Here is a 26,030-nt window from a genome sequence, read left to right on the forward strand (position 1 = left end):
AAAAAGCCCCGCCATAGTTGGCGCCATCGCTCGACACCACCGGGCCCAGCGGCTGGCGCGGCCTGACCGGGGCCTCTTCGACCGGCTCTGGATCGGGCCGCGTGGCGCCGCGCGCCTTCTCGGCCTCGGCGCGGGCCAGGGCCTCCTGCTGACGGCGCTTTTCGGCTTCCTGCTGGGCCAGCAACGCCTTCTGCCGCGCCTCTTCAGCCTCGCGGGCCTGGCGGGCGAGGGTTTCCTCGATGGTCTTGAGCACCTGGGCCAGATCCGCCTGATCCTGCTGGCGGGTCTGGAGCGCCTGGTTGCGCTGCTTGAGGTCGGCGTTGATCTTGGCCAGCACCTGCTGGCGTTCACTGCGCACGGCTTCAAGTTCGTGCTTGCGGCTGTCGAGATTGCCGCGCTGGGCGAGCAACTGGGCTTGCTGACGCGAGATGTCCTGCTCGACCCCGGCCAGTTGGCGCAGGGTTTCGTTGAAGGTGCGCAGCTGCTCCAGGCGCGCCTGGCTCAGGTAATCGTAATAGGTGAGGGTGCGGGCGAATTTCTCGGGGTTCTGCTGGTTGAGCAGCAGCTTGAGGTATTCCTCGCGGCCGTTCTGGTAAGCCGAACGGGCCTGGATGGCGATCAGCCGTTGTTGTTCAACGCGGGCGCTCTGGAGTTTTTTTTTCTCTTTATCAAGGCGCTCCAGCTCGCCCTCGGTCTTTTTTAGTTGCTGTTGCAGGGCCTCCACCTGCTTCTCCAGCGTGCCGATTTCGGTTTCGGTGGTCTGCAGGTCTTTCTGCACGCCGGCCTTTTGCGCCTGAACCTGGCCGAGCACTTTCTGCAGCTCGGCGATGTCCTTGCGGGTGGCGTCCAGTTGTTGCTGAGTCTGCGCGCGCTCGTCGGCAAAGGCCGGACTGAGCAGGCACGACAAGGCGAGGGGAAGGAGTGCACGAAGCATGAGAAAGGTGTACCCGGTGAAAGAACGACCTAGTATGCCCGCCCGGCCAGTCAAAAAAAACGCCCCACGGCATCTGCTGCGAGGCGTTGGTCTGGAAAGCCCGGAGGTCGGCGGCCCGGACGCGGAGTCCGGGCCGCGCTGCGGCGCGTCAGGCGTCGACGAGAATCGAGGTGCCGGTCATTTCTTCAGGGATCGCCATGCCCAGCAAGCTCAGCATGGTCGGGGCCACGTCGGCCAGTACGCCACCTTCGCGGACCTTGAACGGCCGTTTGCCGATATAGATGAACGGCACAGGCTCGGTGGTGTGCGCGGTGTGCGCCTGGCCGGTGGACTCGTCCTCCATCTGCTCGACGTTGCCGTGGTCGGCGGTCAGCAGGGCTTCACCGCCTACCTTGTCCAGCGCCTCGACCAGACGGCCGACGCAGGTATCCAGAGCCTCGACCGCCTTGACGGCCGCGTCGAACACGCCGGTATGGCCGACCATGTCACCGTTGGCGTAGTTGACCACGATCACGTCGAAGCGCTGTTGCTCGATGGCTTCGACGATGCGGTCGGTCACCTGCGGTGCATTCATTTCCGGCTGCAGGTCATAGGTGGCGACCTTCGGTGACGGGATGAGAATGCGTTCTTCGCCTTCGAACGGCTCCTCGCGCCCGCCCGAGAAGAAGAAGGTGACGTGCGCGTATTTCTCGGTTTCGGCGATGCGCAGCTGGGTCTTGCCGTGCTTGGCCAGGTACTCGCCGAGCACGTTGTCCAGGCTGGCCGGAGCGAACGCTGCCGGTGCCGGGATGTTCGCCGAGTAGCGGGTCAGGCCGATGAAGGCGGCGACGTTCGGCCTGCGCGCACGGGGGAAATCGTTGAAGTCGGGCTCGACGAACACGCGTGACAGTTCACGGGCGCGGTCGGCGCGGAAGTTCATGAACACCACGGCGTCGCCGTCTTCGACCGTGACCGGCGCACCGATGCGCGTGGCCTTGACGAACTCGTCGCTCTCGTCGCGCGCGTAGGCGGCTTCAAGGCCGGCGACGGCGGTGTCGGCGCTGTAGTCGGCGGCGCTGTCGACGATCAGGTTGTACGCCGCGCTGACGCGGTCCCAGCGGTTGTCGCGGTCCATGGCGAAATAGCGGCCGATGAGGCTGGCGATGCGGCCCTTACCCAGATTGGCGAAGGTGCTGTCGAGCAGCTCGATCGAGGCTTTGGCACTGCGCGGCGGGGTGTCGCGGCCATCGAGGAAGGCGTGCAGGTAGATTTTTTCGGCACCGCGCTGTGCGGCCAGCTCGGCCATGGCGACCAGGTGATCCTGGTGACTGTGTACGCCGCCGTCCGACAGCAAACCGAGAATATGTACCGCCTTGCCGGCGCCAACGGCCTTGTCTACCGCACCGGTGAGCACCGGGTTCTGGAAGAACTCGCCGTCGCGGATGGCTTTGGTGACGCGGGTGAAGTCCTGGTACACCACCCGGCCTGCGCCGAGGTTCATGTGGCCCACTTCGGAGTTGCCCATCTGCCCGTCAGGCAGGCCGACGTCCATGCCGGAACCAGAGATCAGGCCGTGCGGCTGGGTCGCGCGCAGTCGGTCATAGACCGGTGTGCTGGCGGCGGCAATGGCGTTGTATTCAGGGCTTTCGCTGTGACCGAAACCATCGAGGATGATCAGGACCAGGGGTTTAGGCGTGCTCGTCATCAATCCCACTCACGGTTGCTTGAAGGTGATAAAGACCCGCATTTTAGGGCAATTCGCCCAGCGACTGCGAATAATCCTCCCGTGTGCCGACAAGTGCGCCGACAGCCAGGTCATGAAAGCGTGTCACCGCCTGCCGGCCGGGCTGTGGTGGGTAGAGGCCGGTGTGTATACTGGCCGGCATTTTCAATAGCTTGGAACAGCCCTGATGGTTGAGAAACTGCTTCAATTTGCCTCAGAAAACCTTCTTCTGGTCACTATCTTCGTTGTTCTGCTGGTCTTGCTGTTGCTCAACGAACTGCGTCGTGGCGGCAAGAGCCTGAGCAATGGTCAACTCACGGCCCTGGTCAACGCCGACAACGGCGTGGTCATCGATGTGCGCAACGCCAAGGAATACGCTGCGGGCCACATCGTCGGCGCGCTGAACATTCCCCACGACAAGCTCCTGGGCCGCACGACCGAGCTGGAAAAACACAAGGGCAAGACCCTGATTCTGGTCGATGCCATGGGCCAGCAGGCCGGCACCCTGTGCCGCGAACTGCTCAAAGCCGGCTTCGATGCGGCCCGCCTCAGCGGCGGCGTGTCGAGCTGGAAAGCCGATAACCTGCCATTGGTGAAGTGACCATGAAGAGCGTCATCGTCTACTCAAGCGACTACTGCCCGTACTGCATGCGCGCCAAACAGCTGCTGCAGAGCAAAGGCGTGGCCTTCGAGGAAATCCGCGTCGACGGCAAGCCGCAGGTGCGCGCTGAAATGAGCCAGAAGGCGGGCCGCACGTCGGTGCCGCAGATCTGGATCGGCGACACCCATGTGGGCGGCTGCGATGAGCTCTTCGCCCTGGAGCGCGCCGGCAAGCTCGACGCCTTGCTGCAGCCCTGAATTCACGTCTTGTTCAACCCATTAGGAAAAGGAACTGTCATGACCGAGCAACAGAACATCGGCGCTGCCGCCGCTGACGAAGACACCTCCCCTCAGTTCTCCATGCAGCGCATCTATGTGCGCGACCTGTCGTTCGAGGCCCCGAAAAGCCCGGCGATCTTCCGTCAGCAGTGGGAACCGAGTGTCGGCCTCGATCTGAACACCAAGCAAAAAGCCCTGGACGGCGATTTCCATGAAGTCGTGCTGACCTTGTCGGTCACCGTCAAGAACGGCGACGAAGTGGCGTTCATCGCCGAAGTGCAGCAGGCCGGCATCTTCCTGATCAAGAACCTCGATGCCGCTTCGATGAGCCACACCCTCGGCGCGTTCTGCCCGAACATCCTGTTCCCGTACGCCCGTGAAACCCTCGACAGCCTGGTCACCCGTGGTTCGTTCCCGGCGCTGATGCTCTCGCCGGTCAACTTCGATGCCCTGTACGCGCAAGAAATGCAGCGCATGCAGGAAGCGGGCGAAGCGCCGACTGCCTGAGGCGTCGCTTTGCGCGGCTGAAGACGCCGCTTGTAGGAGCCAACTGTCTTTGACGAAGCCCTGACAAACGGTCGCATCAAGCCTTTGTCGACAGCGACGCGGTCCGGGTGCGACTTCAGCCGGCCTGACTCGAGCCGCGCGCATCAACAGGCAGAGCACAGCCGCGGCCATTGGGCCGGCTACGCCGTCCATCGCGACTGAAGTCGCTCCAACAGGTTGCGCGGTGGCCCGAGAGCGCTTGTCTTGCAGGAAAAATCGATCCTTGTGGAGCGACTTCAGTCGCGACGGGCCGCACAGCGGCCCCAATCGCCATCAGCACGTCAGCGAGAAGGCAATCGTCCGCGATCCCCTCTGCAGGCAGCCGCTAGCAGCGCAGACGACAGCGCCTTCCCTCTCAAGCAAACCCTTGCTGCCGCCACGCCTCATACACCGTCACTGCCACCGTATTGGACAGGTTCAGGCTGCGGCAGCCTTCGCGCATCGGTAGGCGCAGGCGCTGTTCGGCGGGCAGACTGTCCAGCACTTCAGCGGGCAGGCCGCGGCTCTCTGGGCCGAACACGAAAGCATCGCCCGGCTGGTAGGCCACCTCATGAAACGGGTGCGAGGCTTTGGTGGTGAAGGCGAACAGGCGTGGCTGGCCTAGGCTCTCCAGGCATGCCGCGAGGCTGGCATGGCGTTGCAACGTCGCGTACTCGTGATAATCCAACCCGGCGCGGCGCAAGCGCTTGTCATCGAGCTCGAAGCCCAGTGGCTCGATCAGGTGCAGGTGGCAGCCGCTGTTGGCGCACAAACGAATGATGTTGCCTGTATTCGGTGGAATCTCAGGTTGAAAGAGGATGACGTGAAACATGCACGGCTCCAGGCAGGAACAGGAAAATGACGCGCATTCTACCCTCGAACCCGATCCGCGTCCGAAGGCGCGGCGGCGCATGCTCATGGCCCTGGCGTTGTTCGGGGCGCTGGTCGGGCTGATGATCGGCCGCCTCACCACGTCGCAGCCGAGCGTGCTGGAGCAGGTCGAGGTGGTCGACGCAGGCCTGGAGCTGTGGTTCAGCCAGGAGCCCAGGCTGCATGGGGAAATGGTCCAGGGAAGCCTGGCGCTGCTGTTCGACGCTCAAGGCAAGCCCGCGCGCGGGCAATTGCAGTTCGAGGGCAAACCCATCGGCTGGCGCCTTCAGCACACGGACAAGGGATTACTGCTGACGGTGGTCGCGGCGCGCCCTTTGCGAGGTGACTGGACCACCGCAAAGGACGCCGGACGCTGGCGGGTGCAGGTGAGACTGCACGAATAAAAGAGGGGATATCTCGGCCTGCCTGTACCAAGGTCCCCAAAACTGGAGGTACCAGGGCTATTGCAGATGCCGTGCCAGGTTTTCCCATCAACGTGCAATGTTGCTCCCGACAGCCTCGATGCTGTCACTTCAATCGAGCCTCGCGAAAGCGAACGCGTGTTCAGAACCCGCTAAATAACAGACTGCTATTGGCCGGCGGCGGCACAGCCAAGCACTGCTCGAAGTATGTGACATGAACACAACTCATTGATTCTTATGGGTATTGTAGGAGCGACTTCAGTCGCGATGGGCGGCACCGCCGCCCCATTACCAGCCCATCGGCACTCCCTGACGAAACACGATCCCAGCCATTGGGGCTGCTTCGCACCCCATCGCGACTGAAGTCGCTCCTACAAGATGGAGATAGCATTTCTACACGCTGAAAATGGCATTCTGCCTTCGATTGCCCGGAACCCCGCCTCGCCATGGTGCGCCGGGCACAGCATCGGTGCACGACAACACCGTCTAGGAATCAGCGGTGCAAATCCCGCCGCAGGTCGCTCAGGTAGGGATACGCCTCGCGCCCCTCGCGCACCTGCTCGCGTTCGAGATCGGCCAATAACAGGCTCGGCTCCCGGTCACCTAGCGCCAGCCAGCTGCCGTCTGGCGCGACGATGCTGCTCTGTCCGCAATACTCGATTTCGCCCTCGTTGCCGCAATAATTGGCGTACACCAGATAGCACTGATTCTCCTGCGCCCGGGCGCGCACAGTGACCTGGCAGATGAAGTCGTACGGCGCCATGTTGGCCGTCGGCACCACAATCAGCTCGCCACCGGCCAGCGCCAGTTGCCGGGCGTTTTCCGGGAACTCGATGTCGTAGCAGATCAGCAGCCCGAGCTTCCAGTCGTTCAGGGTGATGAGTGGGCAGGGCGCATCGCCGGCGCTGAACTGCTGGCGATCCAGCTCGCCGAACAGGTGCGTCTTGCGGTAGTTGCCCAGGCGCTGGCCTTGCGCGTCGATCAACTGCACGCTGTTGTACACCTGCCCATCGGCAGCTCGCTCGGGATAGCCATACACCACGGCAATGCCTTGGGTGCGGCACAGCTGGGCAACCGCCTGAGCGCTGGCGCCGTCCGCCGCCTCGGCCAGTTGCTGCACGGCTTCGCGGCCAATGTTGTAGCCGCTGAGAAACATCTCCGGGCATACCAGCAACTGCGCACCACGCTCGGCAGCCTTTAGGGCCTGTTGATGCAGACGTTGCAGGTTGCCGGAAAGGTCGAGCGGTTGGGGTGCTCCTTGGAAAACAGCGATGCGCATGGCAGCTCCTGGTCAGTCGGGCAGGGCAATCGGGCCGATCTCATGGAATACGTCACCCGGCCCGGGGTTATCAGCATGGGTGTGGCCGCCAAAATGCGTGAGGATGCCCCACACCGCGTTCAACGACGTCTGCACCGCGCCCTCGACCCACGCCGGCGTCCACGAGACATCATCGCCCGCGAGGAAGATCCCGCGCTGTGCGGCGGGCAGGTCAGCCTGCATGAAGTGCGCGTACATTCGCTGGTTGTAGCGGTAGTGCCCCGGCAGCGCGCCCTTGAAAGCGCCGAGGAAGAACGGGTCGGCCTCCCAGGAAATACTGATCGGGTCACCGATGATGTGCCCGGCAATGTCCGTGCGCGGGTAGATTTTCTTCAGCGCGTCCAGGGCCAGTTGCACGCGCTTTTCGGTCGGATGCGGGAGCATTTTCAGCGCATCGCTCATCCACGCATACGACAGGCAGATGACGCCCGGTTTGTCATCGCCGTTGTCGAACAGGTAAGTGCCGCGGGTGAGGCGGTCGGTGAGGGTCATGCTCATCAGGTCGCGCCCGGTTTCAGCGTCCTTGTCCTTCCAGAACGGCCGGTCGACCATGACGAACGTTTTCGACGCCTGCATGTAGCGCGTGCGGTCCAGCGCCATCCACAGTTTTTGCGAGAACAACGCTTCTTCACAGTCGATCTGCGTGGTCAGCAGCCAGCTCTGGCAGGTGATCAGTACAGCGCCATAGTGCCGTGCATCGCCCCAGCTGTCGGTCACCGCCAACTGCCCATCGGCGGCACGCGCAATACGCTTCACACCACTGCGCGGCGCGCCACCATGCAGCCCGCTGAGGCTGGTGCCTGCTGGCCAGTGGGCGCAGCGCTCTGGCGCATGTCGCCACAGCCGTTGCGGGACCTGCTCCACGCCCCCGACCACCAGATGCTGGTGGTCGTCGCAGTTGGTCATGACCACGCGGAAGATTTCCAGCATGGAGTTGGGGAAATCCGAATCCCAGCCTCCCGTGCCAAACCCCACCTGGCCGAACACCTCGCGGTGCAGGAAGCTCAGCTTGGCGAACGACTTCGACGTGGCCACGAAGTCATAGAAGGTGCGGTCGTCCCACAGCGGCACCAGGCGATCCCACAACGCCTTGAGGCGCGGCACATCGCGGTCGCGGATGGCCTGCTGGATATCGCCGAAGTCGGCGCGCTCTTCCAGCGCATCGGCCCAGGCTTCGGCCACCTCGTGGAACAACCTGGGCAGATCAGCAGCGCTTTGCGCATAGAACGTCTGCCCTTCCAGGTCGATCACCGTGCTGCCGGAGGCCGGCGTCAGCGGGTTGGGGAACGGGCGCGTTTCCAGCCCCAGCTTGTCGACGTAGTGGTAGAACGCCGTGGACGACACCGGAAAGCGCATGCCGCCCAGTTCGGCCACGATGCCGTCGGTGCCGTTGAAGGCTTGCGAGCGCAAGCGCCCGCCCAGCTTCGAGGCCTCGTACACCACCGGCTTCAAGCCCAGCTTCATCAGCTCGTAGGCGGCCACCAGCCCGGCGATACCCGCACCGACAATCGCCACCTCCTGGCCATGCTGCGCGGCGGGAATGCTGCCCAACCCTGCGGGGTGCTCCAGCCAGTCGTCGAAGGGGAAGGGGAAGTCCGGGCCAAAGATGGTGATCGGCGCTTTGCCGTCAGCGGGGTGGCGGTTGTGCTTGTTCATGGGCTGACCTTGCCAGAGGGCTGCGCGGTGCGAAGCCTGAGTATAGGAAATGACTGGCAGTCAGTTTAGTAAGCGTGACGTTCGTAGTTAAGGCGCAAAGCGTCGGCGTTATGCTATCCGGATTCACAAAATGACGTAATTGATAGCAATTCTGACGAACCTATCGGCGATCGACTTTGTTGCTCAAGATGATCGAGGTCGTGGTTTTCTCCACCCCGTCCACCCCGCCGATCTGATCCAGCAACTGGTCGAGCTGCTCCGGCGAATCCGTACGCAACCACGCCACATAATCGAACTCGCCACTGACCGTGCACAGCTGCTGCACCTGGGTCATGGCGCTCAGGCGCCTGACCACATCCTTGCCCGAGCGTGCCTGCACCTTGATCCCCACGTAAGCCTGCAGCCCACCGTCCAGCAGGCCCTGGCCCAGGCGCACGCCGTAGCCTGTGATGACCTGGGCTTTTTCCAGGCGCGCCAGGCGCGAGTTGACCGTCGTGCGCGCGATACCCAGCGCCCGGGCGAGGTTGGCTACGCTTTCGCGGGCGTTGACTTGCAGCAGGGCGATCAGTTGACGGTCGGTGTCATCGAGGGTGATGGGCCGGACGGGCGACATGGCGAGTCTCTGCAGACGGGACGCCAGCCTAGCCAGTGCTAGGGGGATGGGCAAGCGGGGGTGTGGGTGACGCGATGGGTACAGGCCCGGGTGGGCCTGAATCGCAGTGCCCAGCGGGCGGGCCTTGGTCGGCTCAGCCCGCTCAGCGTCACTCTACTGGCTGGAGCGGCTGTTGCTCGGCGCCGGCGTGGACGTGGCCGGATGATGCAAGTGGGCCCCGGTCGGGTCCTCGATCTGGAACGTGTTGCCATGCTTCCAGCCATCCGCTCGCGGATCAGCCTTGGGAATGGCAATGTCGGCGCGCTGCTGTCTGATCTTTGCCGCATCGATGTCCAGCCGCCGGTTGCGCTGCTCGACCATCGCCGCGTCCGCCTGACCGTCGGCGGTGAAGCCCATCATCAATTGCGGCACGCCGACGGGCAGGGCCTTGTCCTGGTCGGTGTGCCAGGTATGCCAGGTCTTGCCATAGGTATGCGCAAGGCGTGCCATCAGCGCATGTTCGGCCGTGGCCGGGATCCCCGGCGCCACCAGCTGCCCTGATGACACCTCATAGCCATGGCTGTGCCACAGCGCCTTTTCCTTGGCCGGCAGGCCGGCGAACAGCTTCTCGTCGATGATGTATTCCACGCCCATGAGTTTGGCGTCCTTCTGATTGCCATCGAAGATCACGCACTGGATCACGTCCTCGTTGAGGATCGAGCAATAGTGGTGCGCTTCCATCTGCACCTCGGGGTGGCCATTGTAGAAGTGGAAACCGTCGAGGTACGCATTGATCTGGTCGATGGGCGGCTTGGCCTGCAGCGCGGCGGCGCCGGCTTCGAGGAGCTGGGTTTTTGCCGACTCCGGACGGCCGGGCGCATCGACGGGGGATTGGGTCGCGGGCGCGGAGCAGGCGCTCAGCAGCGCGCAAGTCAGGGGCAAGGCGAGCAGGTGAGGCGGGCGCATGACGGTGGACTCTGAGTGAATGTCTGCAGAGGACCTTGAGGCCGGCGGGGATGTTCAGGGTGATGTGGTGGTGATGGTTGCCGGGCAACGGGGGCAGGGCCGGTTCCAGGCACAGCTGCAGATTGATGCTTTCGGGTCTCAGGGCGCTGATGGGGTAGCTGCGGTCACTGCTCAGGGTCGAAAGGGATCCTCTCCAGCGTCGCATCGCCCAATGCGGGCGAGGACTTCAGGTGGATTCTTATGCGTATCGATGAGGCCATATTCATCAAGGTAGACATTCAGCGTGGATAGCCGCTTTGGTGTGATCTTCATGCACCTTCTCAAGCCTTTATCGGTCCACCAGTCGAACATCATGAAAAAGTGCTCGTTGGGAAAAAGATGAGCGAAGTCCTTACTTTCTCCTCCGCCTTCTATGCTGCCTCTGAAAACTCTATGTTGTGTAATCCAGACAAATCGAAATTCTTCCTTGGAAGTGTTTGGGAAAATAACTGAAACAGCTGGCCAAAATTCTAGTAGAAATACTATTGGGAGAACTAATGCCCATCTGAAAGCCAAGCACCCGTAATGGGTTTTATGCTTGTCAGCAGACATGCCTTCTCACACCGTCGCCCCAATCTGGAATGGGTACCTCGAGTACTTCGTTCATGACTATGCTAGATGTCAGTACCCCGTTATGTTGACTTTTGAACAGCTTTACGCCGATACCGATAGAGGTGCGATCCTGAGCATCATCCCAAGCCCGCCAACCTTCGACCCCAGCCGAGCGAGTGGGGCCAGGAAGCCTCCATTTAGACATGGGTTTATCGAATATTTCATAGATTTTTCGTATAGAGTCGGATGCAATTTGCTCGATACCCGCGCCATCTAATAACAGGGTTTCAGAAAATCCGGCAGCCATGCCGATATAGCCATAATGAATATTCGACCAGATATCGTAGAAATATTCATAATCGCCCTGTTTATGCCTTATCCCTCCGATGGTTTCACGAATGATCGGCTTATGATCCCAAGGCCGATCCTGCCCCACGCGCTCAGTCCACAATACCAGCGCCTCGGCTTTCTTGATCAGTTCAATACGGTAAAAGTCAGGTGGTATTCCCAGGCGCTGACTCAGTGGCAACTCAAAATGCCGTTTGGCTTCAGTTTCTGCATCGTAACCATTCAGCGCTTTCATCTTGATCACAGCGGGATGTCGGATGTTCTTGTTCATCTCATCCGCAATGTAACTGGCCAGCTCTTCCATCCTGTCAGGATGATCACACACCGTCGTCGCCACCTCGGGCGCAATCAATGCATTAGCCGCCACAGCCTTCTCCTCAAGCGCCGGATCAGCCAGCAAGGTCGCCATCATCCCTTCATCCACCGATCCATCCGGCCGAAACGCGCCCAGCGCCATGAAGTCGATGATGGTCGACGTGCCGCCACCGCCGCCGAGAAACCCACCACCCACATCGGCGGACCCGGTGATGATCGTTCCGCCATGGCTGGTAGGGCTGCCCAGGTGCGCCATGGGGCGACCGTTGATGCGGATGGAGGGAAAGCCTGCGGTGATCACCGCCCCGCAGCCGCAGGTGTCACCCACGCGCGCAGCACCCCTGAAATCGAGATTGACGTCAGCCGACGCCGAGGCGATGGGCGTGGCACCGTGGCCCGGTAACGGGCAGACATGCGTGTCACCCAATCGAGCGGAGGAAATCATCGAACAGCGTCCTTGTGGCGTTCGTCCAGGCACCATGACCAGACTTCAAACGGGCGTCGAAAAGGCTACTGGAAATACCCCCTGGGCAGACTGTAGGAAGCGTCCTGATTTAGGCGCTGAAAACAGATTGAGCAGAAGCCCTGACGCCGTCCGCCCAGGCGCACGTCGATGGCAGTTGCAAATGCCCCGGCGCTTGAACACAATGCGACTTATTATCATTTACGCCGCGCTCGGACGCGCTCTATGCCTTCTTCTTCTCAGGGCCTCGACACCCTCTACATCGATCACCACCGCTGGCTGCACGCCTGGTTGCAGAGCAAGCTGGACAACGCCGCCGATGCCGCCGACCTCGTGCAAGACACCTTCATGCGTCTGCTCAGCCGACGCGAGCGGCTAGAGCTCAAGGCGCCTCGCGCGTTCTTGCGCACGGTTGCCAAGGGCCTGGTGATCGACCACTGGCGGCGCGGTGAAATCGAGCGGGCCTACCTGGAAGCCCTGGCCCAGCGTCCCGAGCTCGAATCGCCATCGCCGGAATCCCGTGAGCTCATCTTCGAGCTGCTCGAGGGCATCGCGCGGATGCTCGACGGCTTGAAACCCAAGGTCCGCCAGGCCTTTCTGCTGGCGCAATGCGAGGGTTTGTCGCATCAGCAGATCGCCACGCAGATGCGCGTTTCGTTGCGCTCGGTGGAGCGCTATGTGGCCGATGCGCTGTACCACTGCTACCTGTTGCGCTACGGCGCATGAGCCGCGCCGCGATCATCGAGCCGCCGTCTGCGCAGGTCGTCAGGCGGGCCATCCAGTGGTCGTTGCGCCTGCAAGCGCAGCCCCGCGATAGCAGCTTGTTCGCCCAGTGCGAACACTGGCGCGCGCAACATCCCGAGCACGAGTGTGCCTGGCAGCGTGTGCAGACCCTCAGCGGCGAATTGAACGCGCAATTTCGCGCACTGCCGGTATCCGCTGTGGCGGTCGAGGCGCTCGAGCAGAGCACCCAGCGGCTCAACCGCCGGCAGGCGCTCAAGCTGCTGTCGAGCCTTGCGGTGGTCGGCTCTGCCGCGTGGTTCGCACGTGATATCCCGGCTGTGCAGCACTGGCGCGCTGACTACGCCACAGGCGTCGGGCAGCGTGGCAGCTTCCGTCTGGCAGACGGTACGCGGCTGCAGCTCAACACCGACAGCGCGGTGGACCAGCACTTCACCGACCAGCGCCGGCTGATTCGCCTGGCGCGCGGAGAAATGCTGGTCGAGGCCGGTGCCCAGCCGGCGTTCGGGCCGCTCCAGGTGCAGAGCGCCCACGGCCTGTTCGAAACGCTCGCCGGGCGTTTCGTGGTGCGTCAGGACGATCACCAGACCCGCCTCAGCGTCAGCGCAGGCCACGTCCTGATGCGGCTCGCCAACGCGCGCACGGTCGAGGTCCGGGCTGGCCAGCAGTACAGGGTCAGCGCCACCCAGGCGATGCTTGTGGAGCATCCGGACATGGACCCGGATGCCTGGGTCGAGGGCCTGATCGTGACACGCGGCATGCGCCTGGCAGACTTTCTCGCAGAAGTCGCGCGCTACCGCCGTGGTCAGGTGGCTTGCGCCAATGACGTCGCCGACCTGCGGCTGTCGGGGGTGTACCGGCTGCAGGACACCGACCGGCTGCTGGCTGTGCTCACGCAGACCTTGCCGGTGCAGGTGCAGTACCGCACGCGCTGGTGGGTCACCGTGCGGCGAAACGTCTGACTTTTTTTGGCGGGTTTTCTGAGGTGGTGCGGCTTAGAGAGACCACTCCTTCGACCCACCCCTTACGGAACCCCCCATGATCCGGCCACTGATCCCTACCCGCGCGCGCGCCTCTCTCGCGTGCGCCGGCACCCAACGCAACCGGCTGGGCAGCGCGATTCGTCTCGCGACCCTGACCACCGCCCTTGGCCTGGCCAGCGTGCCGATGCAGCTCCAGGCCCAGGAGGCTGCGGCGGTCAGCGCCAGTGCGCGGACCTACGCGATTGCACCTTCGCCGCTGGGCGAGGCCCTGAACCAGTTCGCGCGCCAGGCTGGCATCACCCTCTCGATCACGCCCCAGCAGACCCAGGGCCTGCAGTCGCCCGGGCTGCAGGGCCAGTATTCGGTCGACCACGGGCTGGCCGTGCTGCTCAGCGGAACCAGCCTGCAGGCGGTCTCGAACGACGGCAGCGGCTACGTGCTGCGCAGTGCCGACGAGCAGACCCTGGCCTTGCCCATGACCGACATCCGCGGCTTCGCCTTGGGCAATGCCCTGGGCAGCGTCGATGGCTACAGCGCCACGCACAGCCAGGTCGCCACCAAGACCAGCGCGGCGCTGCTGGAAACCTCGCAATCGGTGTCCGTGGTCACCCGCCAGCAAATGGACGACCAGGGCGCGCAGACCGTTGCCCAGACCCTGCGCTACACCCCCGGCGTGCTGACCAATCCCTACGGCGCGACCCATCGCTACGACTATGTGGCCATGCGCGGCTTCAACGACGGCGCAGTCGACAACATCTACCTCGACGGCCTCAAGTCGATGGGCGACAGCGGCACCTACAGCACCATGCAGGTCGACCCGTACTTCCTCGAGCGCGTCGACATCCTCAAAGGGCCGTCGTCCGTGCTCTACGGTCGCAGCTCACCGGGCGGCCTGGTGGCGCTGACCAGCAAGAAGCCCCTGTACGAGCCCTATCACCAGATTCAGGCCATGGCAGGTACGCAAGGCCAGCGCGGCGTGGGCTTCGACTTCAGCGGGCCGTTGGATGATGACAAGCGCATCGCCTATCGTCTGATCGGCCTTGTGGATAAGTCCGACACGCAATTCGACCACGTCGAAGAAAAACGTTACGCGCTGTCGCCCACTGTCAGCATCGATCTATCCGACGACACCTCGCTCACCCTGCAGGCCTATCTGCAGCACGACCCCGAGGGCGGCTACCACGGCGGGGTGCCGGCCGACGGCAGCCTGCACAAGCGCAACGGCCGACGCATTTCCGAACACTTCTTCGATGGCGAACCGGGCGTCGATGGCTACAGCCGGGACCAGCAGTCGTTCAGCTACCAGTTCGAGCATCGCTTCAACGATGTCTTCACCGCCCGGCAGAACTTCCGCTACCAGGATTCGAAGGTCAAACTCGACCAGATCTACGGCTACGGCTGGACCACCCCGACCAGCAACGAGCTGACCCGCTATTACTCGGGCGGCGACGAGCGCCTGCATGCCTTCATTATCGACAACATGCTGCAGGCCGACTTCCTCACCGGCGACGCCAAGCACACCCTGCTGCTGGGCGCGGACTACCAGCGCCGCAAGACTGTGGTGGACTGGACCAGCGGCGCCGTCGGCGCGTTGAATGCCTTCGACCCGGTCTACGGCAACAGCGACATTGCCTACTACAGCCCCACCAGCTACCTGCGGCGCCTGGAGCAGACCGGCGTCTACGCCCAGGACCTGATCGAGTGGGACAAATGGCGCGTGTCCCTGGGCCTGCGGCACGACTGGGTCGAAACCTCCGATGAAAACCGCATCGCCGAATTCTCGCGTCCCGAAGGTACCGAAATCAGCGACAAACGCACCAAGACCACTGGCCGCGCCGGCCTGCTGTACCTGTTCGACAACGGCATCGCGCCCTACCTGAGCTACTCCGAGTCCTTCAACCCCAACTCCTATTCCGACAGCGCCGGCACCCCGCTGGCGCCGACCGACGGCACCCAGTGGGAAGCCGGTATCAAGTACCAGCCGCCCGGCACCGACGATCTGTTCACCGCCTCGGTGTTCCACATCGAGCAGGAAAACCTGGCCTCCAAGCTGCCGCAGGAAAACTTCTACCGCCCCATCGGCGCCGTCCGCTCGCAAGGCCTGGAGCTCGAAGCGCACATGCAGTTGACCGACAACTTCAAGCTGTTGGGCAGCTACACCCTGACCGACATCGAATATTCCAAGGCCATGCCCAGCACGTTCAGTACGGCGGCCAACGTCATCGACAACAAAGGCAACTCACCGACCCAGGCGCCAAAACACATGGCCTCGCTGTGGGGTGATTACGCGTTCAACAGCGGCGCACTCGACGGGCTGCGCATCGGTGGCGGCGTGCGCTACGTGGGCTACAGCTGGGCAGATGCGGAAAACACGATGAAGGTGCCGTCCTACACGTTGTATGACGCCTCGGTAGGCTACGACCTGGGCAAAGTGGGGCTCAAGGGCGTGGATGTGCGGGTCAATGCCAATAACCTGACCAACGAGCGCTATGTCGCGTCCTGCGCGAGCCTGAGTTACTGCTACCTGGGCGAAGAGCGCAATGTGAATGCGACGGTGAGTTACCAGTTCTGACGGTTGCGCAGTGGCAGGTCAGCCGGTGTCGGGAGATGGGCGTTTGCGCTGTAATGATCCGAGTAGACTGCGCTGATGACGTCTGCACGCTATTAATGCAGGGCAGTGCAAGCCCCGCTGAGTGCGCAATGCAGTTCATTTAGCAACTGGGGCCATTCCGCGGCCTATCGCGCCGGACCGGCCGCACCCACATGGACTGCATGAGCTTCAGAAGCTACGCGGTCCTGTTGGAGCGGCTTCAGCCGCGATGGGCTGCGAAGCAGCCCCAAATGACATGAATTCAGCTTGATTGAGCAGCATTGCGCTTGAGTGCGGCGTTTACGTTAGCTCTTCGTGCTCAGTTCGACGATCGCCCCCAGCGCGGAAAGTTGATTGGCCAGCGCCTGCAACGGCTTCTTCACGCCGCGGGCGGCCGTGAAGGGCAGCGCGTCAGTACGTGCCAGTGTGTCCTTTAACGACAAGCCGAGGCGTTTGCTGACGAGTTGGACCACGCGCAACTTCTGCGGGCCCATGTTCGTCACGATCAAATCGCACATATCGAAATCAGCCGATGAGTAATCGCTGCTTTCGGGCGGTATCTCCAACTGATCCGCAGCACTCGCGCGTGCTTCGATGACCTCCTGCCAGAAGGCATTCGTCGCATCAGCCTCGGTTTCGATCAAGGTGTTGAAGTGGTCGTCATCCGCCGCCGCTGCCAACGCCTGCAAAGCCGGCCGAACTGTTCAAGGCTTGGCGCTATTCGCACCGCATCCCACCGCCCGGCACCGTGGACTGCGGTGTAAACGGGGTAACCCTGTTCAGCTCCAGAGGCCGCGATGAAGATGGGGTCGTCCAGTCCGGTGAGTGCGATGACGTACCAATCCGGATGCCAGTCGCCCGCTGTCTCAGACACGAGGCTCGCACCGGTATGGCCGTGAGTGCGGAAACCCACTTGGAACGCCTCCAGGCATTCGACGTGGGCATAGTGCATCGGCAGCGCGGTGTCGCCGACGACGGTGCGTTGCGTCAGGAAGGCTTCGAGCGCTTCAGTGAAGCGTGGCATGGGCACCCTCGGTCATTGAAAAAAGCTGATCGCAGAGGCCCTGTAGAACCCCTACGCCCAGACGTGCCATTACCATCCCATATTGAAGTGAATCCCTGGCGTGAAGCTGAAGGTGGGGTCTGCCACGATCAGCTCATCCTTGCCCTTTTCCCTGGCAACGCGAACTTTGAAAGACGTCGGCTCAACGATCTTTTCCAGCGAAGCAAGGCTTGCCGCTTGAATGATTGCAGGATTCTTCACCCACTCATCGACGTTGGTGGGTGCGACATTGAAGCTCACCGTCCAGGCGCCGGACAACGCCGGTGGCAGGTCGCTCGCCGCTTCCTCGCCGATCACTTTGACATCGCTGATCCGGTAGCTGTCGGTGTAACAGAAGCCAGATTCTTCCGCATCGTAGGCCGCCTTGCCCTTCTCCGTAAGCTGATAGGCACCTGCGTTTTCGGCAACGAAGCCGATGTCCGTGAACGGCTTGAGGATCGCCTGATTGCTGCCGGCGGTGGACTGCGGGATGGGGAAGCGCTTGAACAGCGTGGACGTCGCGCAGCCTTTTCGGTCGATTTTTTCGGACACCGCCGCGGTGATGTCGCCTTCCGAGGGCGTGCTCTGACCACACGCGGTGAGGAGCAGGGACAAAGGCAGAATGGCTAGCAGTCGTTGCATGGAAGGTCTCCTTGAGTGGATGGACGTCGATCAGGTGTGGGGCGTTGCGGCACAATCGCCCGCGCGCACGGATTCGGAATGTTGACCTGATACAGGCTTGATTGTTGCGAGGCCATTGTTGCTGGGCGGGGAGGGCGCGAGTTACAGAGTGCCTTTAGGCGATGGCTGAGCGGTGGACACACCGTAGGTACGAGGCAACAGCGGGTCAACAGCGCTGCCCGGGCTGGGCTTGACCAGGCGTGGTGCGAACACTGTGTTTCGGGCGTTGGCTGCCGGTTGGTCAGTGTGGCAGCACTGCTTCAGCGACTTTCGGCCGGACATGAAAAAGCCGCGCAATGCGCGGCTTTCAAGATTGGTGGGCCCACACGGACTTGAACCGTGGACCAAAGGATTATGAGTCCTCTGCTCTAACCAACTGAGCTATAGGCCCCAGAAGGAGGCGGGATTATACCGGCGGATGCGCGGCGGTGCCATCTGAAAGATCTGCCAGGGCCAAGCGCAGAAACACCGCCGCGAATTCGCGTGCTGGCAGCGGCAAGCTGACGATGTAGCCCTGAATCTGCTCGCATCCCTCGGCTGCCAGGAACTGCTGCTGCGCCTGCGTCTCTACGCCCTCGGCAATGATGGTCAGTTGCATGCTGCGCCCGAGCGCGATGATGGCGCGGGCGATGGCGGCGTCGTGGGCGTCTTCGGGCAGGCCGCGGATGAAGGACTGGTCGATCTTGAGGATGTCCAGTGGCAGGCGCTTGAGGTAGCTGAGCGAGGAATAGCCGGTGCCGAAGTCATCGATGGCCAGTTGCACGCCAAGCTCCTTGAGCTGGTCGAGCACGGCCAGGGCTTCTTCGGCCTGGCTCATGATGAAGTTTTCGGTGATCTCCAGTTGCAGGTCGCCGGCTTCGAGCTGGTAGGTGTGCAGCAGCTGTTCGATGCGCTTGGCCAGGTTGGGCTGGCGCAGCTGGGCGCCGGCCAGGTTGATCGAGAGGGGGCCGAAGGGCAGGTACTGGGTTTTCCACAGGTGCATCTGCTTGCACGCCTGCTCCAGCACCCAATCGCCGAGCTGCAGGATGCTGCCGTTGTCCTCGGCCAGGTGAATGAAGTGTTCGGGCGGCACTTCGCCAAAGGTCGGGTGGTGCCAGCGGATCAGCGCTTCGGCACCGACCAGGGTTTGCGTCTTGAGGCTGAGCTTGGGCTGGTAGCACAGGCTCAGTTCATCGCGCTCGATGGCCCGGCGCAGTTCGTGCTCCAGGGCAATGCGCTCGCTGGCCTGGGCGGTGAGGTCGCGGGTGTAGGCCTCGACGCGGTTGCGGCCCTTGGCCTTGGAGCGGTACATGGCAGCGTCGGCGTTGCGGATCAGGCTGGCGACGTCGCTGCCGTCTTGCGGATAGAGGCTGATGCCGATGCTGGCACTGGTGAAGAACTCGTGTTCGCCGGCCTGGAACGGGGCGACGAAGCAGGCCAGCAGCTTGTTGGCGATGGCACTGGCGTCGCTGGGGCGGTGCAGGCCGGGCAGCAGGATGATGAACTCGTCACCGCCCAGGCGCGCCACGGTGTCGACGTCGCGCACCTGTTCCTTGAGGCGCTGGGCGATGCCTTTGAGCAGCAGATCGCCCACCGGGTGGCCCAGGCTGTCATTGATGTGTTTGAAGCGGTCGAGGTCGAGAAACAGCACCGCGCCCTGATGGCTGGTGCCTTGTGAACAGGACAGCGCGGCCTGCAGGCGGTTCTCGAACAACGCACGGTTGGGCAGGCCGGTGAGCGGGTCATGGTGGGCCTGGTAGTCGAGCTTGGCCTGGGCGTGCTTGAGGCTGGAAATGTCGGCGAACACCGACACGAAATGGGTGATCTCGCGCTCATGGTTACGCACCACGCTGATGGTGACCCAGCCCGGATACATCTCGCCGTTCTTGCGCCGGTTGTAGATCTCGCCTTGCCAGTGGCCCTTTGCAGTCAGCTGATGCCACATCGCCGCATAGAAAGCGCTGTCATGGTGGCCTGAGGCAAGCAGCCGTGGTGTTTGCCCAAGGGCTTCGATCTCGCTGTAGCCGGTAATCTCGCTGAAGGCGCGGTTGACGGCACTGATGTGTTGCTCGGTGTCGGTGATCAGCACGCCTTCGGCCGTGTTTTCAAACACCGTGGCGGCCAGTTGCAGTTTTTCCTGCATCAGGTGCCGTTCGGTGATGTCGCGCACGATGGTCAGCATGCAGTCGACGCCGGCAATCGGCAGCGGCCTGGCGGACATCTCACACAGACGGATCTGACCATCGCTGCGCCGAATCAGGCAGCTGAAGTCGCGCACGAAGCCATCGCGCTTCAGGTGCTCGATCAGGCGCCGGCGCTCGGCGAGGTCGACCCAGATGCCCAGATCCAGTGCGGTCTGATTGTCTTGCAAAGGGTGCAGGTCATAGCCGGTGAGGCGGCAGAATCCTTCGTTGACCTCGATCAGCAGGCCATCGCTCTGGCGTGACAACAGCAGGCCGTCGGGGGAGGCGTGGAAGGCCTTGGCGAATTTCTCTTCGGAGGTTTGCAGCTGCTCCTGGGTTTCCTTGAGCTGGCTGATGTCGCGCACCGCAACCACCAGTGCCAGCGTGCCGTCCAGGTCGAAGGTTTCTGCGGACGTCAGGCCTGTGAAGCGCTGGCCGTTACTGCGCCGGTAGGTCATTTCCAGGTTGCGGATGCCACCTTGATGAAGGCGTTCGAGCAATCCGACATCGTTGCCGTCAAGCTCCCAGAGGCCGAGTTCGGTCGCGGTTCGTCCGATTACTTCGGTATGGGCCAGACCGATCTGTTCCTCGAACGCCTCGTTGACCTCCAGCAGACGGCCATCGCTACGCCGCGCGATCACCAGGATGTCAGGGCACTGCTCGAAGACCGACGCGAACTTCTGCTCCGAGAGCCGCAGGGCGTGCTCGGTGCGTTTGGTTTCGCTGATGTCGATCATCAGTCCACGCATCAAAGGCGTGTGGCCCTGTTTGATCATGCTGACGATGTTGCGCACCCACAGGGCGCGGCCATCGGCGCGGATCACGCGGTAGTCGAGGCTGTGGTGGCGCCCGGCAGCGGTCTCGCTGTCGCAATAGTTCTGCGCCCAGAGCGCGTCGTCGGGATGCAGGATGCTGCGCCAGAAACCGGGTTTGAGCCACTCCTTCAGCGGATAGCCCAGCAGGTCTTCGGCGTGGGGCGAAACGTAGCTGTAGGTGAAGTCATGGGCATTGGCCTCCCAGGCGATTGCCGACAGGCTTTCGACCAGGCTGCGGTAGTGGTATTCGCTGCTGCGCAATTCCTGTTCCAGCGCGATGCGCCGGGAAATTTCCGAGCTCAGCCGGCGGTTGATGCGGATCACCACCGCCAGTACGGCAACCAGCAGCAGGGCCGGCAGGCCGTAGATCAGCACGTCGCTCCACAGGCTGCGTTGGTCGAGCACATCGGCAACCCAGCGCTGCTGGATCTCGTTGACCTCGGCAGGTGACATGTCGGCCAGCACCTTGTCGACGATCGCCACCAGGATGGCGTTCTCGCGGGGTACGGCCATGGCCAGTTGATAGCGGTAGGGCGTCTGGCCGCTGACATGCAGGCCATCGAGCTTCGATTCGCGCAAGCTCCAGATACTCGAGGCAAGATCGCCGACCACGGCATCCACCTGGCCTGTGGCCAAGGCCTGGAGGACCGAATTGACGTTGGGCATGGCCACCAGGTTGAGGTCGGGGTGGTGGGTGCGCAGCAGTTCATGCGGGGCGTAATTCTCGACCACGGCGATTTTCAGGCCGTACAGATCCTCGAGGGTGCGCGGTTGAGGCCCGCCCTTGTGCGCCAGGATCACGATGGGGAAGTCGAGGTAGGGCCGGGTGAATGACAGATAGCTCTGCCGCTCGGGGGTGGACATGATGCCGGCGAGCAGGTCGAGCTGATTGTGCCGGGCGCGTTCGAGCATCTGTGACCAGTCACTCGGCGCAACGGGCATGATCTTTACGCCAAGGCGCTGCTCGATGAGTGCCGTGTATTCGGCAGACAGGCCCTGGTATTGACCCTTGGCATCGCGGAATTCAAACGGCGGCCACGCGCTGTCGCTGCCCAGGCGCAACTGCGGATGGGTGGTGAGCCAGGCCTTTTCTTGTTCAGTGAGCGTGAGGGCGCCGGCGTTTGCCGTCCAGGTGGCAATAAACAGCACTACAAGGGCCGGCAGCAACCGCATGGCGGGGTCTCGATCAAGATGATTTGAATTCGAGTGTAGCCCGGCATTGGCGGGGCGTTTGGCCCATCTGACGTTTGCTGGAGCAGGCGTTTGGCGAGTCTGGGAACGTGACCGCTGAAGGGAGGCCGGTGATGCTGTGGCACAAAAGAAAACCCCGGCCTGGGCCGGGGTTTTTCATCACTCGTCGAGGAAGGAGCGCAGATGCTCGCTCCGCGTCGGGTGGCGCAGCTTGCGCAGCGCTTTGGCCTCTATCTGACGAATCCGCTCGCGGGTGACGTCGAACTGCTTGCCGACCTCTTCCAGCGTGTGGTCGGTGTTCATGTCGATACCGAAACGCATGCGCAGCACCTTGGCTTCGCGAGCGGTCAGGCCGGACAGGACATCGCGGGTCGCCTCTTTGAGGCTTTCGACCGTGGCCACATCGATCGGAGACTGCATGGTCGAGTCCTCGATGAAATCACCCAGGTGCGAGTCTTCGTCGTCACCGATCGGCGTTTCCATCGAGATCGGCTCTTTGGCGATCTTCAACACCTTGCGGATCTTGTCCTCAGGCATCTCCATGCGCTCGCCCAGCTCTTCCGGGGTCGGTTCGCGACCCATTTCCTGCAACATCTGCCGGGAAATGCGGTTGAGCTTGTTGATCGTCTCGATCATGTGCACCGGAATACGGATGGTGCGGGCCTGGTCGGCGATCGAGCGAGTGATCGCCTGACGGATCCACCAGGTGGCATAGGTCGAGAACTTGTAGCCGCGGCGGTATTCGAACTTGTCCACCGCCTTCATCAGGCCGATGTTGCCTTCCTGGATCAGGTCGAGGAATTGCAGGCCGCGGTTGGTGTACTTCTTGGCAATCGAGATCACCAGACGCAGGTTCGCCTCGACCATTTCCTTCTTGGCGCGACGGGCCTTGGCCTCGCCGATGGACATGCGGCGGTTGATGTCCTTGATCTCGGCAACGCTCAGACCGGTCTCTTTCTCGAGATCGATCAGCTTCTGCTGGCACGCCACGATGGCCGCGTCTTTCTCACCCAGGGCCGCTGCCCATTTGGTGCTGCGCTTGGCGAGGTCACCGCTCCAGGTCTGGTCGGTTTCGTTGCTGGGGAACAGCCGCAGGAAGTCGGCACGCGGCATACGGGCATCACGCACACACAGCTGCATGATGGCGCGTTCCTGGGCACGCAGACGTTCCAGTGCACCGCGAACGCGTTCAACCAACGCCTCGAACTGCTTGGGAATCAGCTTGATCGGCATGAACAGTTCGGCGAGCGCAACCATGGCCGCCAGGCTGTCCTTGTGTGCACGACCGTGCTTCTTGAGCACTTTCAGGGTGGCATCGCGTTGCTCGGCAACGGCGCCGAAACGCTGACGGGCCAGCTCTGGATCAGGGCCGCTCTCGACTTCGTCTTCGCTGTCGTCGCTGTCGTCGCCGTCCTCTTCCTCGTCGTCGTCCTTCTTGGCGTCGGCAGACTTGGCATTGGGAACAGGCGCTTCATCACCGTGCGTGGCAATGGCGTCGTCAGGGTCGATGTAACCGCTGAACACATCGGACAGGCGGCCACCCTCGGTGGTCACGCGCTCATATTCGCTGAGGATATGATCGACGGTGCCCGGGAAGTGAGCGATGGCGCCCATGACTTCGCGGATGCCTTCCTCGATGCGCTTGGCGATTTCGATCTCGCCTTCGCGGGTCAGCAGCTCGACGGTACCCATTTCACGCATGTACATGCGCACCGGGTCGGTCGTACGGCCAATATCGGTTTCAACGGCCGCCAACGCCGCTGCAGCTTCTTCGGCCGCAGCTTCGTCGGTGTCGGCTTCCGCCAACAGAAGGGCATCCGCATCCGGAGCACTCTCGAATACGTTGATCCCCATGTCGTTGATCATGCGGATGATGTCTTCCACCTGTTCCGGATCTGAAATATCCTCCGGCAGGTGGTCGTTGACCTCCGCGTAAGTCAGGTAACCCTGCTCACGACCACGAGTGATCAACTCTTTGATACGAGACTGCTGTTGCGCTTTTCCGGACATAACACCCTATCCACTGAAGGTCTTGGCGGGCAAAAAACAAGCCGAGGATTATACCCGAGCATGGACCTCACGCGCCAGTTGAGGTCGGGGTTTGTGCTGGAACATGACGAATGAGCAAGGCCACCAGCTCGGTTTTTTCTTCGCTGGTGAGCGCTGGGCCGTGGCCGTTATCGCTTAGACGCGCTTTCTTCATCAGATGTTCAAGCCTTCGCTCGCGCTGGCGAGCGGACAAACTGGTTATGGTGTCAATGAACTGTTGTTCAAGGTTTTCGCCATCAATCAACCACTCCTTTTCGGCCAGGGCCCGTAGCAATCGACCCTGATCGGTGCCGTGCCAGCGAGCGATGAGTTGCATCGAGCTTAGTCGAGGATTCTTCTGCGCCGCTTCGATCAAGGCCACCAGCAACTGACTGTAGACATGTTCTTCGTCAGCGAAGTGGCTGGCGTTCTCGACCTTGCCCGCCAGTAGCGGATGATGAATCAAGGTGCGCAGCGCCGACAGGGTGGGCGGTTCCACGGGAGCCGGCACTCGCGGTGGCGGGTCGCGCTGATCGCCGCGCTGCCAGGGTTTGCCGCCCTTTTTCCAAGGTTTGTCCTGCCATTGCTTCTTGCCCTGCGGCTTGTCTTGGGTCCAGGGGCGCTGTTCCTGATGGCCGCCGTACTGCTCGACCGGCGCCAGATCGCCGTAGTCGGGCGTGAAGCTGGCCATGGCGTCGTAGTCATAGCCCGGGTCGTAATCGGGGGCGGTGGCCACCGGCGCGCTCTGCGCCAGTTGCTCGACCTGCTGTGGGTCCAGGCCGGTGATTTCGCGCAGCCGATTGCGCATCAACTGGCGCAGGTTGGCACCGGGCACTTTTTCGATCAGTGGTGCAGCCAGCGTGGCCAGGTGGGCCTTGCCCTCCAGCGAGCGGGGGTCGGCTTCGTTGCTCAACTGCTCGAAGAAATAATCGGCGAGCGGTTGAGCGTGCTGATTGATGCGAGCGTGGAAGGCATCGGTGCCCTCTGCGCGAACCAGGCTGTCCGGGTCCTCGCCTTCTGGCAGGAACAGAAAGCGCGCGCGGCGGCCGTCCTGCAGGCTGGACAGGGTCGATTCCAGCGCGCGCCAGGCCGCCTTGCGCCCAGCCTGATCGCCATCGAAGCAGAACAGCACGCTCGGCACCACACGGTACAGGCGCTTGAGGTGTTCCTCGCTGGTGGCGGTGCCGAGCGTTGCCACGGCATTGCGCAACCCTTGCTGGGCCAGGGCGATGACGTCCATGTAGCCTTCGACGACGATGATCTCGTCGAGATTGCGATGGTGCTTGCGCGCCTCGTACAGGCCGTACAGTTCCTGGCCTTTGTGAAAGACCGGGGTTTCCGGTGAGTTGAGGTACTTGGGCTTGTCGTCGCCCAGCACGCGGCCGCCAAAGGCGATGACCCGACCGCGGCTGTCACGGATCGGAAAGATCACGCGGTCGCGGAAACGGTCGTAGCGCTTGCCGCTTTCGGCATTCTCGATGAGCAGGCCGGCGTCGATCATGACCTTTTGCTGCAGCGTGTCAGCGCCCAGGTGCTTGAGCAGGTTGTCCCAGCCGGGCGGTGCGAAGCCGAGGCTGAAATCGCGGGCGATCTCGCCAGACAGCCCGCGACCCTTGAGGTACTCGACCGCCGACTTGCGCGTCGGATGGTTGCGCAACGCCTGGCGGAAGAACTCGGCGGCCGCTTCCAGCAGCGGGTACAGCGGCGAGTCGGTCGGCTGGCGGGGCTTCTGGTTGCGCCGGCCTTCTTCGCGCGGAATCTCCATGCCGGCCGCGCGGGCCAGTTCTTCGACCGCCTGGGGGAAGTCCAGGTTGTCGTGGTCCATGATGAAGCCCAGCGCGTTGCCACCGGCACCACAGCCGAAACAGTAATAGAACTGTTTGTCCGGGCTGACCGTGAACGAAGGGCTCTTTTCCTTGTGGAACGGGCAGCAGGCAGACAGGTTCTTGCCGGTCTTCTTGAGCTGCACGCGCGAGCTCACCACATCGACGATATCGGTGCGGTTCAGGAGGTCATCAATGAAACTCTGCGGAATCAGCCCGGCCATGGCGGTCTCGTCATCTGGCTACTGGCAAGTCTAAACGCTCGCGCGCGGACGTTGCGGCCAGTGATGAAAAAGAAAGGGAATACGGGGTAGAGCGTGCGCGTCGGCAGCCTCGAAAGGCTCGTCAGGAGACGTGCACAACTGATCAGGGATCAGGTCTGACGTGGTGTGA

Annotated in this window: 21 protein-coding genes and 1 tRNA gene; 7 read left to right on the forward strand and 15 right to left on the reverse strand. The window is 62.5% G+C overall.

Going from position 1 to position 26,030, the window contains the following annotated elements:
* Positions 1–934, reverse strand: a 934-nt coding sequence (locus RT028_RS02620; RefSeq protein ID WP_312932150.1) for a peptidase M23, incomplete at its 3' end; no start/stop codon positions are given.
* A gap of 148 nt (positions 935–1,082) precedes the next feature.
* Positions 1,083–2,618: a 2,3-bisphosphoglycerate-independent phosphoglycerate mutase gene (gene gpmI, locus RT028_RS02625; RefSeq protein ID WP_312932152.1), complete on the reverse strand. Its 1,536-nt coding sequence runs from the start codon at positions 2,616–2,618 to the stop codon at positions 1,083–1,085.
* Between the two features lie 205 nt (positions 2,619–2,823).
* Between gpmI and RT028_RS02630 the strand changes: the two genes are divergently transcribed.
* Genes RT028_RS02630 through secB form a run of 3 tightly spaced genes read left to right on the forward strand, consistent with a single transcriptional unit; the run spans position 2,824 to position 4,022 of the window.
* Positions 2,824–3,237, forward strand: coding sequence for a rhodanese-like domain-containing protein (locus tag RT028_RS02630; protein ID WP_312932154.1), 414 nt, complete (start codon positions 2,824–2,826; stop codon positions 3,235–3,237).
* A 2-nt stretch (positions 3,238–3,239) separates the two neighbouring features.
* Positions 3,240–3,494: a glutaredoxin 3 gene (grxC, locus tag RT028_RS02635; RefSeq protein WP_312932156.1), complete on the forward strand. Its 255-nt coding sequence runs from the start codon at positions 3,240–3,242 to the stop codon at positions 3,492–3,494.
* 39 nt (positions 3,495–3,533) lie between these two features.
* Positions 3,534–4,022 (forward strand): protein-export chaperone SecB, encoded by a 489-nt coding sequence (secB, locus tag RT028_RS02640; protein ID WP_312932158.1) that lies wholly within the window; start codon positions 3,534–3,536, stop codon positions 4,020–4,022.
* Between the two features lie 394 nt (positions 4,023–4,416).
* Here the strand turns inward: secB and trmL are convergent, their stop codons facing one another.
* Positions 4,417–4,872, reverse strand: a complete 456-nt coding sequence (gene trmL / locus RT028_RS02645; RefSeq protein ID WP_312932160.1) for a tRNA (uridine(34)/cytosine(34)/5-carboxymethylaminomethyluridine(34)-2'-O)-methyltransferase TrmL — start codon at positions 4,870–4,872, stop codon at positions 4,417–4,419.
* Between trmL and RT028_RS02650 the strand changes: the two genes are divergently transcribed.
* Complete coding sequence (locus tag RT028_RS02650; protein ID WP_312932162.1) at positions 4,871–5,314, forward strand: hypothetical protein; 444 nt, start codon at positions 4,871–4,873, stop codon at positions 5,312–5,314. The two genes, trmL and RT028_RS02650, sit on opposite strands and share 2 nt — an antisense overlap.
* A gap of 511 nt (positions 5,315–5,825) precedes the next feature.
* On the opposite strand, the gene RT028_RS02655 is transcribed toward RT028_RS02650, so the two are convergent.
* The 5 genes from RT028_RS02655 to RT028_RS02675 all read right to left on the reverse strand — a co-directional run bounded on the left by RT028_RS02655 (position 5,826) and on the right by RT028_RS02675 (position 11,563).
* A complete protein-coding gene (locus RT028_RS02655; RefSeq protein ID WP_312932163.1) occupies positions 5,826–6,611 on the reverse strand; it encodes a carbon-nitrogen hydrolase family protein in 786 nt (261 codons plus the stop codon).
* Positions 6,612–6,623: 12 nt separating this feature from the next.
* On the reverse strand, positions 6,624–8,306 hold the full coding sequence (locus RT028_RS02660) for an NAD(P)/FAD-dependent oxidoreductase (RefSeq protein WP_312932165.1): 1,683 nt from the start codon (positions 8,304–8,306) through the stop codon (positions 6,624–6,626).
* Between the two features lie 160 nt (positions 8,307–8,466).
* Entirely contained in the window at positions 8,467–8,919 is a 453-nt protein-coding gene (locus RT028_RS02665) for an Lrp/AsnC family transcriptional regulator (RefSeq protein WP_312932167.1), read from the reverse strand.
* A 153-nt stretch (positions 8,920–9,072) separates the two neighbouring features.
* Positions 9,073–9,864 carry an OBAP family protein gene (locus tag RT028_RS02670; protein ID WP_312932169.1) on the reverse strand — a complete coding sequence of 264 codons (792 nt, stop codon included), beginning with the start codon at positions 9,862–9,864 and terminating at the stop codon, positions 9,073–9,075.
* Positions 9,865–10,444: 580 nt separating this feature from the next.
* Positions 10,445–11,563: a polymorphic toxin type 44 domain-containing protein gene (locus tag RT028_RS02675; protein ID WP_312932171.1), complete on the reverse strand. Its 1,119-nt coding sequence runs from the start codon at positions 11,561–11,563 to the stop codon at positions 10,445–10,447.
* Positions 11,564–11,806: 243 nt separating this feature from the next.
* Here RT028_RS02675 and RT028_RS02680 point away from each other — a divergent pair, with 243 nt between their 5' ends.
* The 3 genes from RT028_RS02680 to RT028_RS02690 all read left to right on the forward strand — a co-directional run bounded on the left by RT028_RS02680 (position 11,807) and on the right by RT028_RS02690 (position 15,877).
* Positions 11,807–12,307, forward strand: a complete 501-nt coding sequence (locus tag RT028_RS02680) for a sigma-70 family RNA polymerase sigma factor (RefSeq protein ID WP_312932173.1) — start codon at positions 11,807–11,809, stop codon at positions 12,305–12,307.
* Complete coding sequence (locus RT028_RS02685) at positions 12,304–13,284, forward strand: FecR family protein (RefSeq protein ID WP_312932175.1); 981 nt, start codon at positions 12,304–12,306, stop codon at positions 13,282–13,284. Before RT028_RS02680 ends, RT028_RS02685 begins: the two co-directional genes overlap by 4 nt.
* Positions 13,285–13,489: 205 nt before the next feature.
* Complete coding sequence (locus RT028_RS02690; RefSeq protein ID WP_312932243.1) at positions 13,490–15,877, forward strand: TonB-dependent siderophore receptor; 2,388 nt, start codon at positions 13,490–13,492, stop codon at positions 15,875–15,877.
* 323 nt (positions 15,878–16,200) lie between these two features.
* On the opposite strand, the gene RT028_RS02695 is transcribed toward RT028_RS02690, so the two are convergent.
* From RT028_RS02695 to dnaG, 7 genes are all read right to left on the reverse strand, one after another.
* Complete coding sequence (locus RT028_RS02695; protein ID WP_312932179.1) at positions 16,201–16,539, reverse strand: ribosomal protein L7/L12; 339 nt, start codon at positions 16,537–16,539, stop codon at positions 16,201–16,203.
* The gene (locus RT028_RS02700) at positions 16,536–16,919 is read right to left on the reverse strand and encodes a hypothetical protein (RefSeq protein ID WP_312932181.1); all 384 of its coding nucleotides are present in this window, start codon (positions 16,917–16,919) and stop codon (positions 16,536–16,538) included. Before RT028_RS02700 ends, RT028_RS02695 begins: the two co-directional genes overlap by 4 nt.
* A gap of 69 nt (positions 16,920–16,988) precedes the next feature.
* On the reverse strand, positions 16,989–17,579 hold the full coding sequence (locus RT028_RS02705) for an acyltransferase (RefSeq protein WP_312932183.1): 591 nt from the start codon (positions 17,577–17,579) through the stop codon (positions 16,989–16,991).
* Between the two features lie 353 nt (positions 17,580–17,932).
* A tRNA-Ile gene (locus RT028_RS02710) sits at positions 17,933–18,009 on the reverse strand.
* A gap of 15 nt (positions 18,010–18,024) precedes the next feature.
* Complete coding sequence (locus RT028_RS02715; protein ID WP_312932185.1) at positions 18,025–21,768, reverse strand: EAL domain-containing protein; 3,744 nt, start codon at positions 21,766–21,768, stop codon at positions 18,025–18,027.
* 177 nt (positions 21,769–21,945) lie between these two features.
* Positions 21,946–23,796, reverse strand: a complete 1,851-nt coding sequence (gene rpoD, locus RT028_RS02720; RefSeq protein ID WP_312932187.1) for an RNA polymerase sigma factor RpoD — start codon at positions 23,794–23,796, stop codon at positions 21,946–21,948.
* A gap of 67 nt (positions 23,797–23,863) precedes the next feature.
* Positions 23,864–25,861, reverse strand: coding sequence for a DNA primase (gene dnaG / locus RT028_RS02725; protein ID WP_312932194.1), 1,998 nt, complete (start codon positions 25,859–25,861; stop codon positions 23,864–23,866).
* Between the last annotated feature and the right edge of the window lie 169 nt (positions 25,862–26,030).

The organism is Pseudomonas sp., from assembly GCF_032058845.1.
Taxonomy (GTDB): domain Bacteria; phylum Pseudomonadota; class Gammaproteobacteria; order Pseudomonadales; family Pseudomonadaceae; genus Aquipseudomonas.

Excerpts from the sequence above, each read along its gene's own strand:
- gpmI (WP_312932152.1), bottom strand. The coding sequence starts at position 2,618 with ATGACGAGCACGCCTAAACCCCTGGTCCTGATCATCCTCGATGGTTTC.
- RT028_RS02630 (WP_312932154.1), top strand. The coding sequence starts at position 2,824 with ATGGTTGAGAAACTGCTTCAATTTGCCTCAGAAAACCTTCTTCTGGTC.
- grxC (WP_312932156.1), top strand. The coding sequence starts at position 3,240 with ATGAAGAGCGTCATCGTCTACTCAAGCGACTACTGCCCGTACTGCATG.
- secB (WP_312932158.1), top strand. The coding sequence starts at position 3,534 with ATGACCGAGCAACAGAACATCGGCGCTGCCGCCGCTGACGAAGACACC.
- RT028_RS02650 (WP_312932162.1), top strand. The coding sequence starts at position 4,871 with ATGCACGGCTCCAGGCAGGAACAGGAAAATGACGCGCATTCTACCCTC.
- trmL (WP_312932160.1), bottom strand. The coding sequence starts at position 4,872 with ATGTTTCACGTCATCCTCTTTCAACCTGAGATTCCACCGAATACAGGC.
- RT028_RS02655 (WP_312932163.1), bottom strand. The coding sequence starts at position 6,611 with ATGCGCATCGCTGTTTTCCAAGGAGCACCCCAACCGCTCGACCTTTCC.
- RT028_RS02660 (WP_312932165.1), bottom strand. The coding sequence starts at position 8,306 with ATGAACAAGCACAACCGCCACCCCGCTGACGGCAAAGCGCCGATCACC.
- RT028_RS02665 (WP_312932167.1), bottom strand. The coding sequence starts at position 8,919 with ATGTCGCCCGTCCGGCCCATCACCCTCGATGACACCGACCGTCAACTG.
- RT028_RS02670 (WP_312932169.1), bottom strand. The coding sequence starts at position 9,864 with ATGCGCCCGCCTCACCTGCTCGCCTTGCCCCTGACTTGCGCGCTGCTG.
- RT028_RS02675 (WP_312932171.1), bottom strand. The coding sequence starts at position 11,563 with ATGATTTCCTCCGCTCGATTGGGTGACACGCATGTCTGCCCGTTACCG.
- RT028_RS02680 (WP_312932173.1), top strand. The coding sequence starts at position 11,807 with ATGCCTTCTTCTTCTCAGGGCCTCGACACCCTCTACATCGATCACCAC.
- RT028_RS02685 (WP_312932175.1), top strand. The coding sequence starts at position 12,304 with ATGAGCCGCGCCGCGATCATCGAGCCGCCGTCTGCGCAGGTCGTCAGG.
- RT028_RS02690 (WP_312932243.1), top strand. The coding sequence starts at position 13,490 with ATGCAGCTCCAGGCCCAGGAGGCTGCGGCGGTCAGCGCCAGTGCGCGG.
- RT028_RS02700 (WP_312932181.1), bottom strand. The coding sequence starts at position 16,919 with ATGCCACGCTTCACTGAAGCGCTCGAAGCCTTCCTGACGCAACGCACC.
- RT028_RS02705 (WP_312932183.1), bottom strand. The coding sequence starts at position 17,579 with ATGCAACGACTGCTAGCCATTCTGCCTTTGTCCCTGCTCCTCACCGCG.
- RT028_RS02715 (WP_312932185.1), bottom strand. The coding sequence starts at position 21,768 with ATGCGGTTGCTGCCGGCCCTTGTAGTGCTGTTTATTGCCACCTGGACG.
- rpoD (WP_312932187.1), bottom strand. The coding sequence starts at position 23,796 with ATGTCCGGAAAAGCGCAACAGCAGTCTCGTATCAAAGAGTTGATCACT.
- dnaG (WP_312932194.1), bottom strand. The coding sequence starts at position 25,861 with ATGGCCGGGCTGATTCCGCAGAGTTTCATTGATGACCTCCTGAACCGC.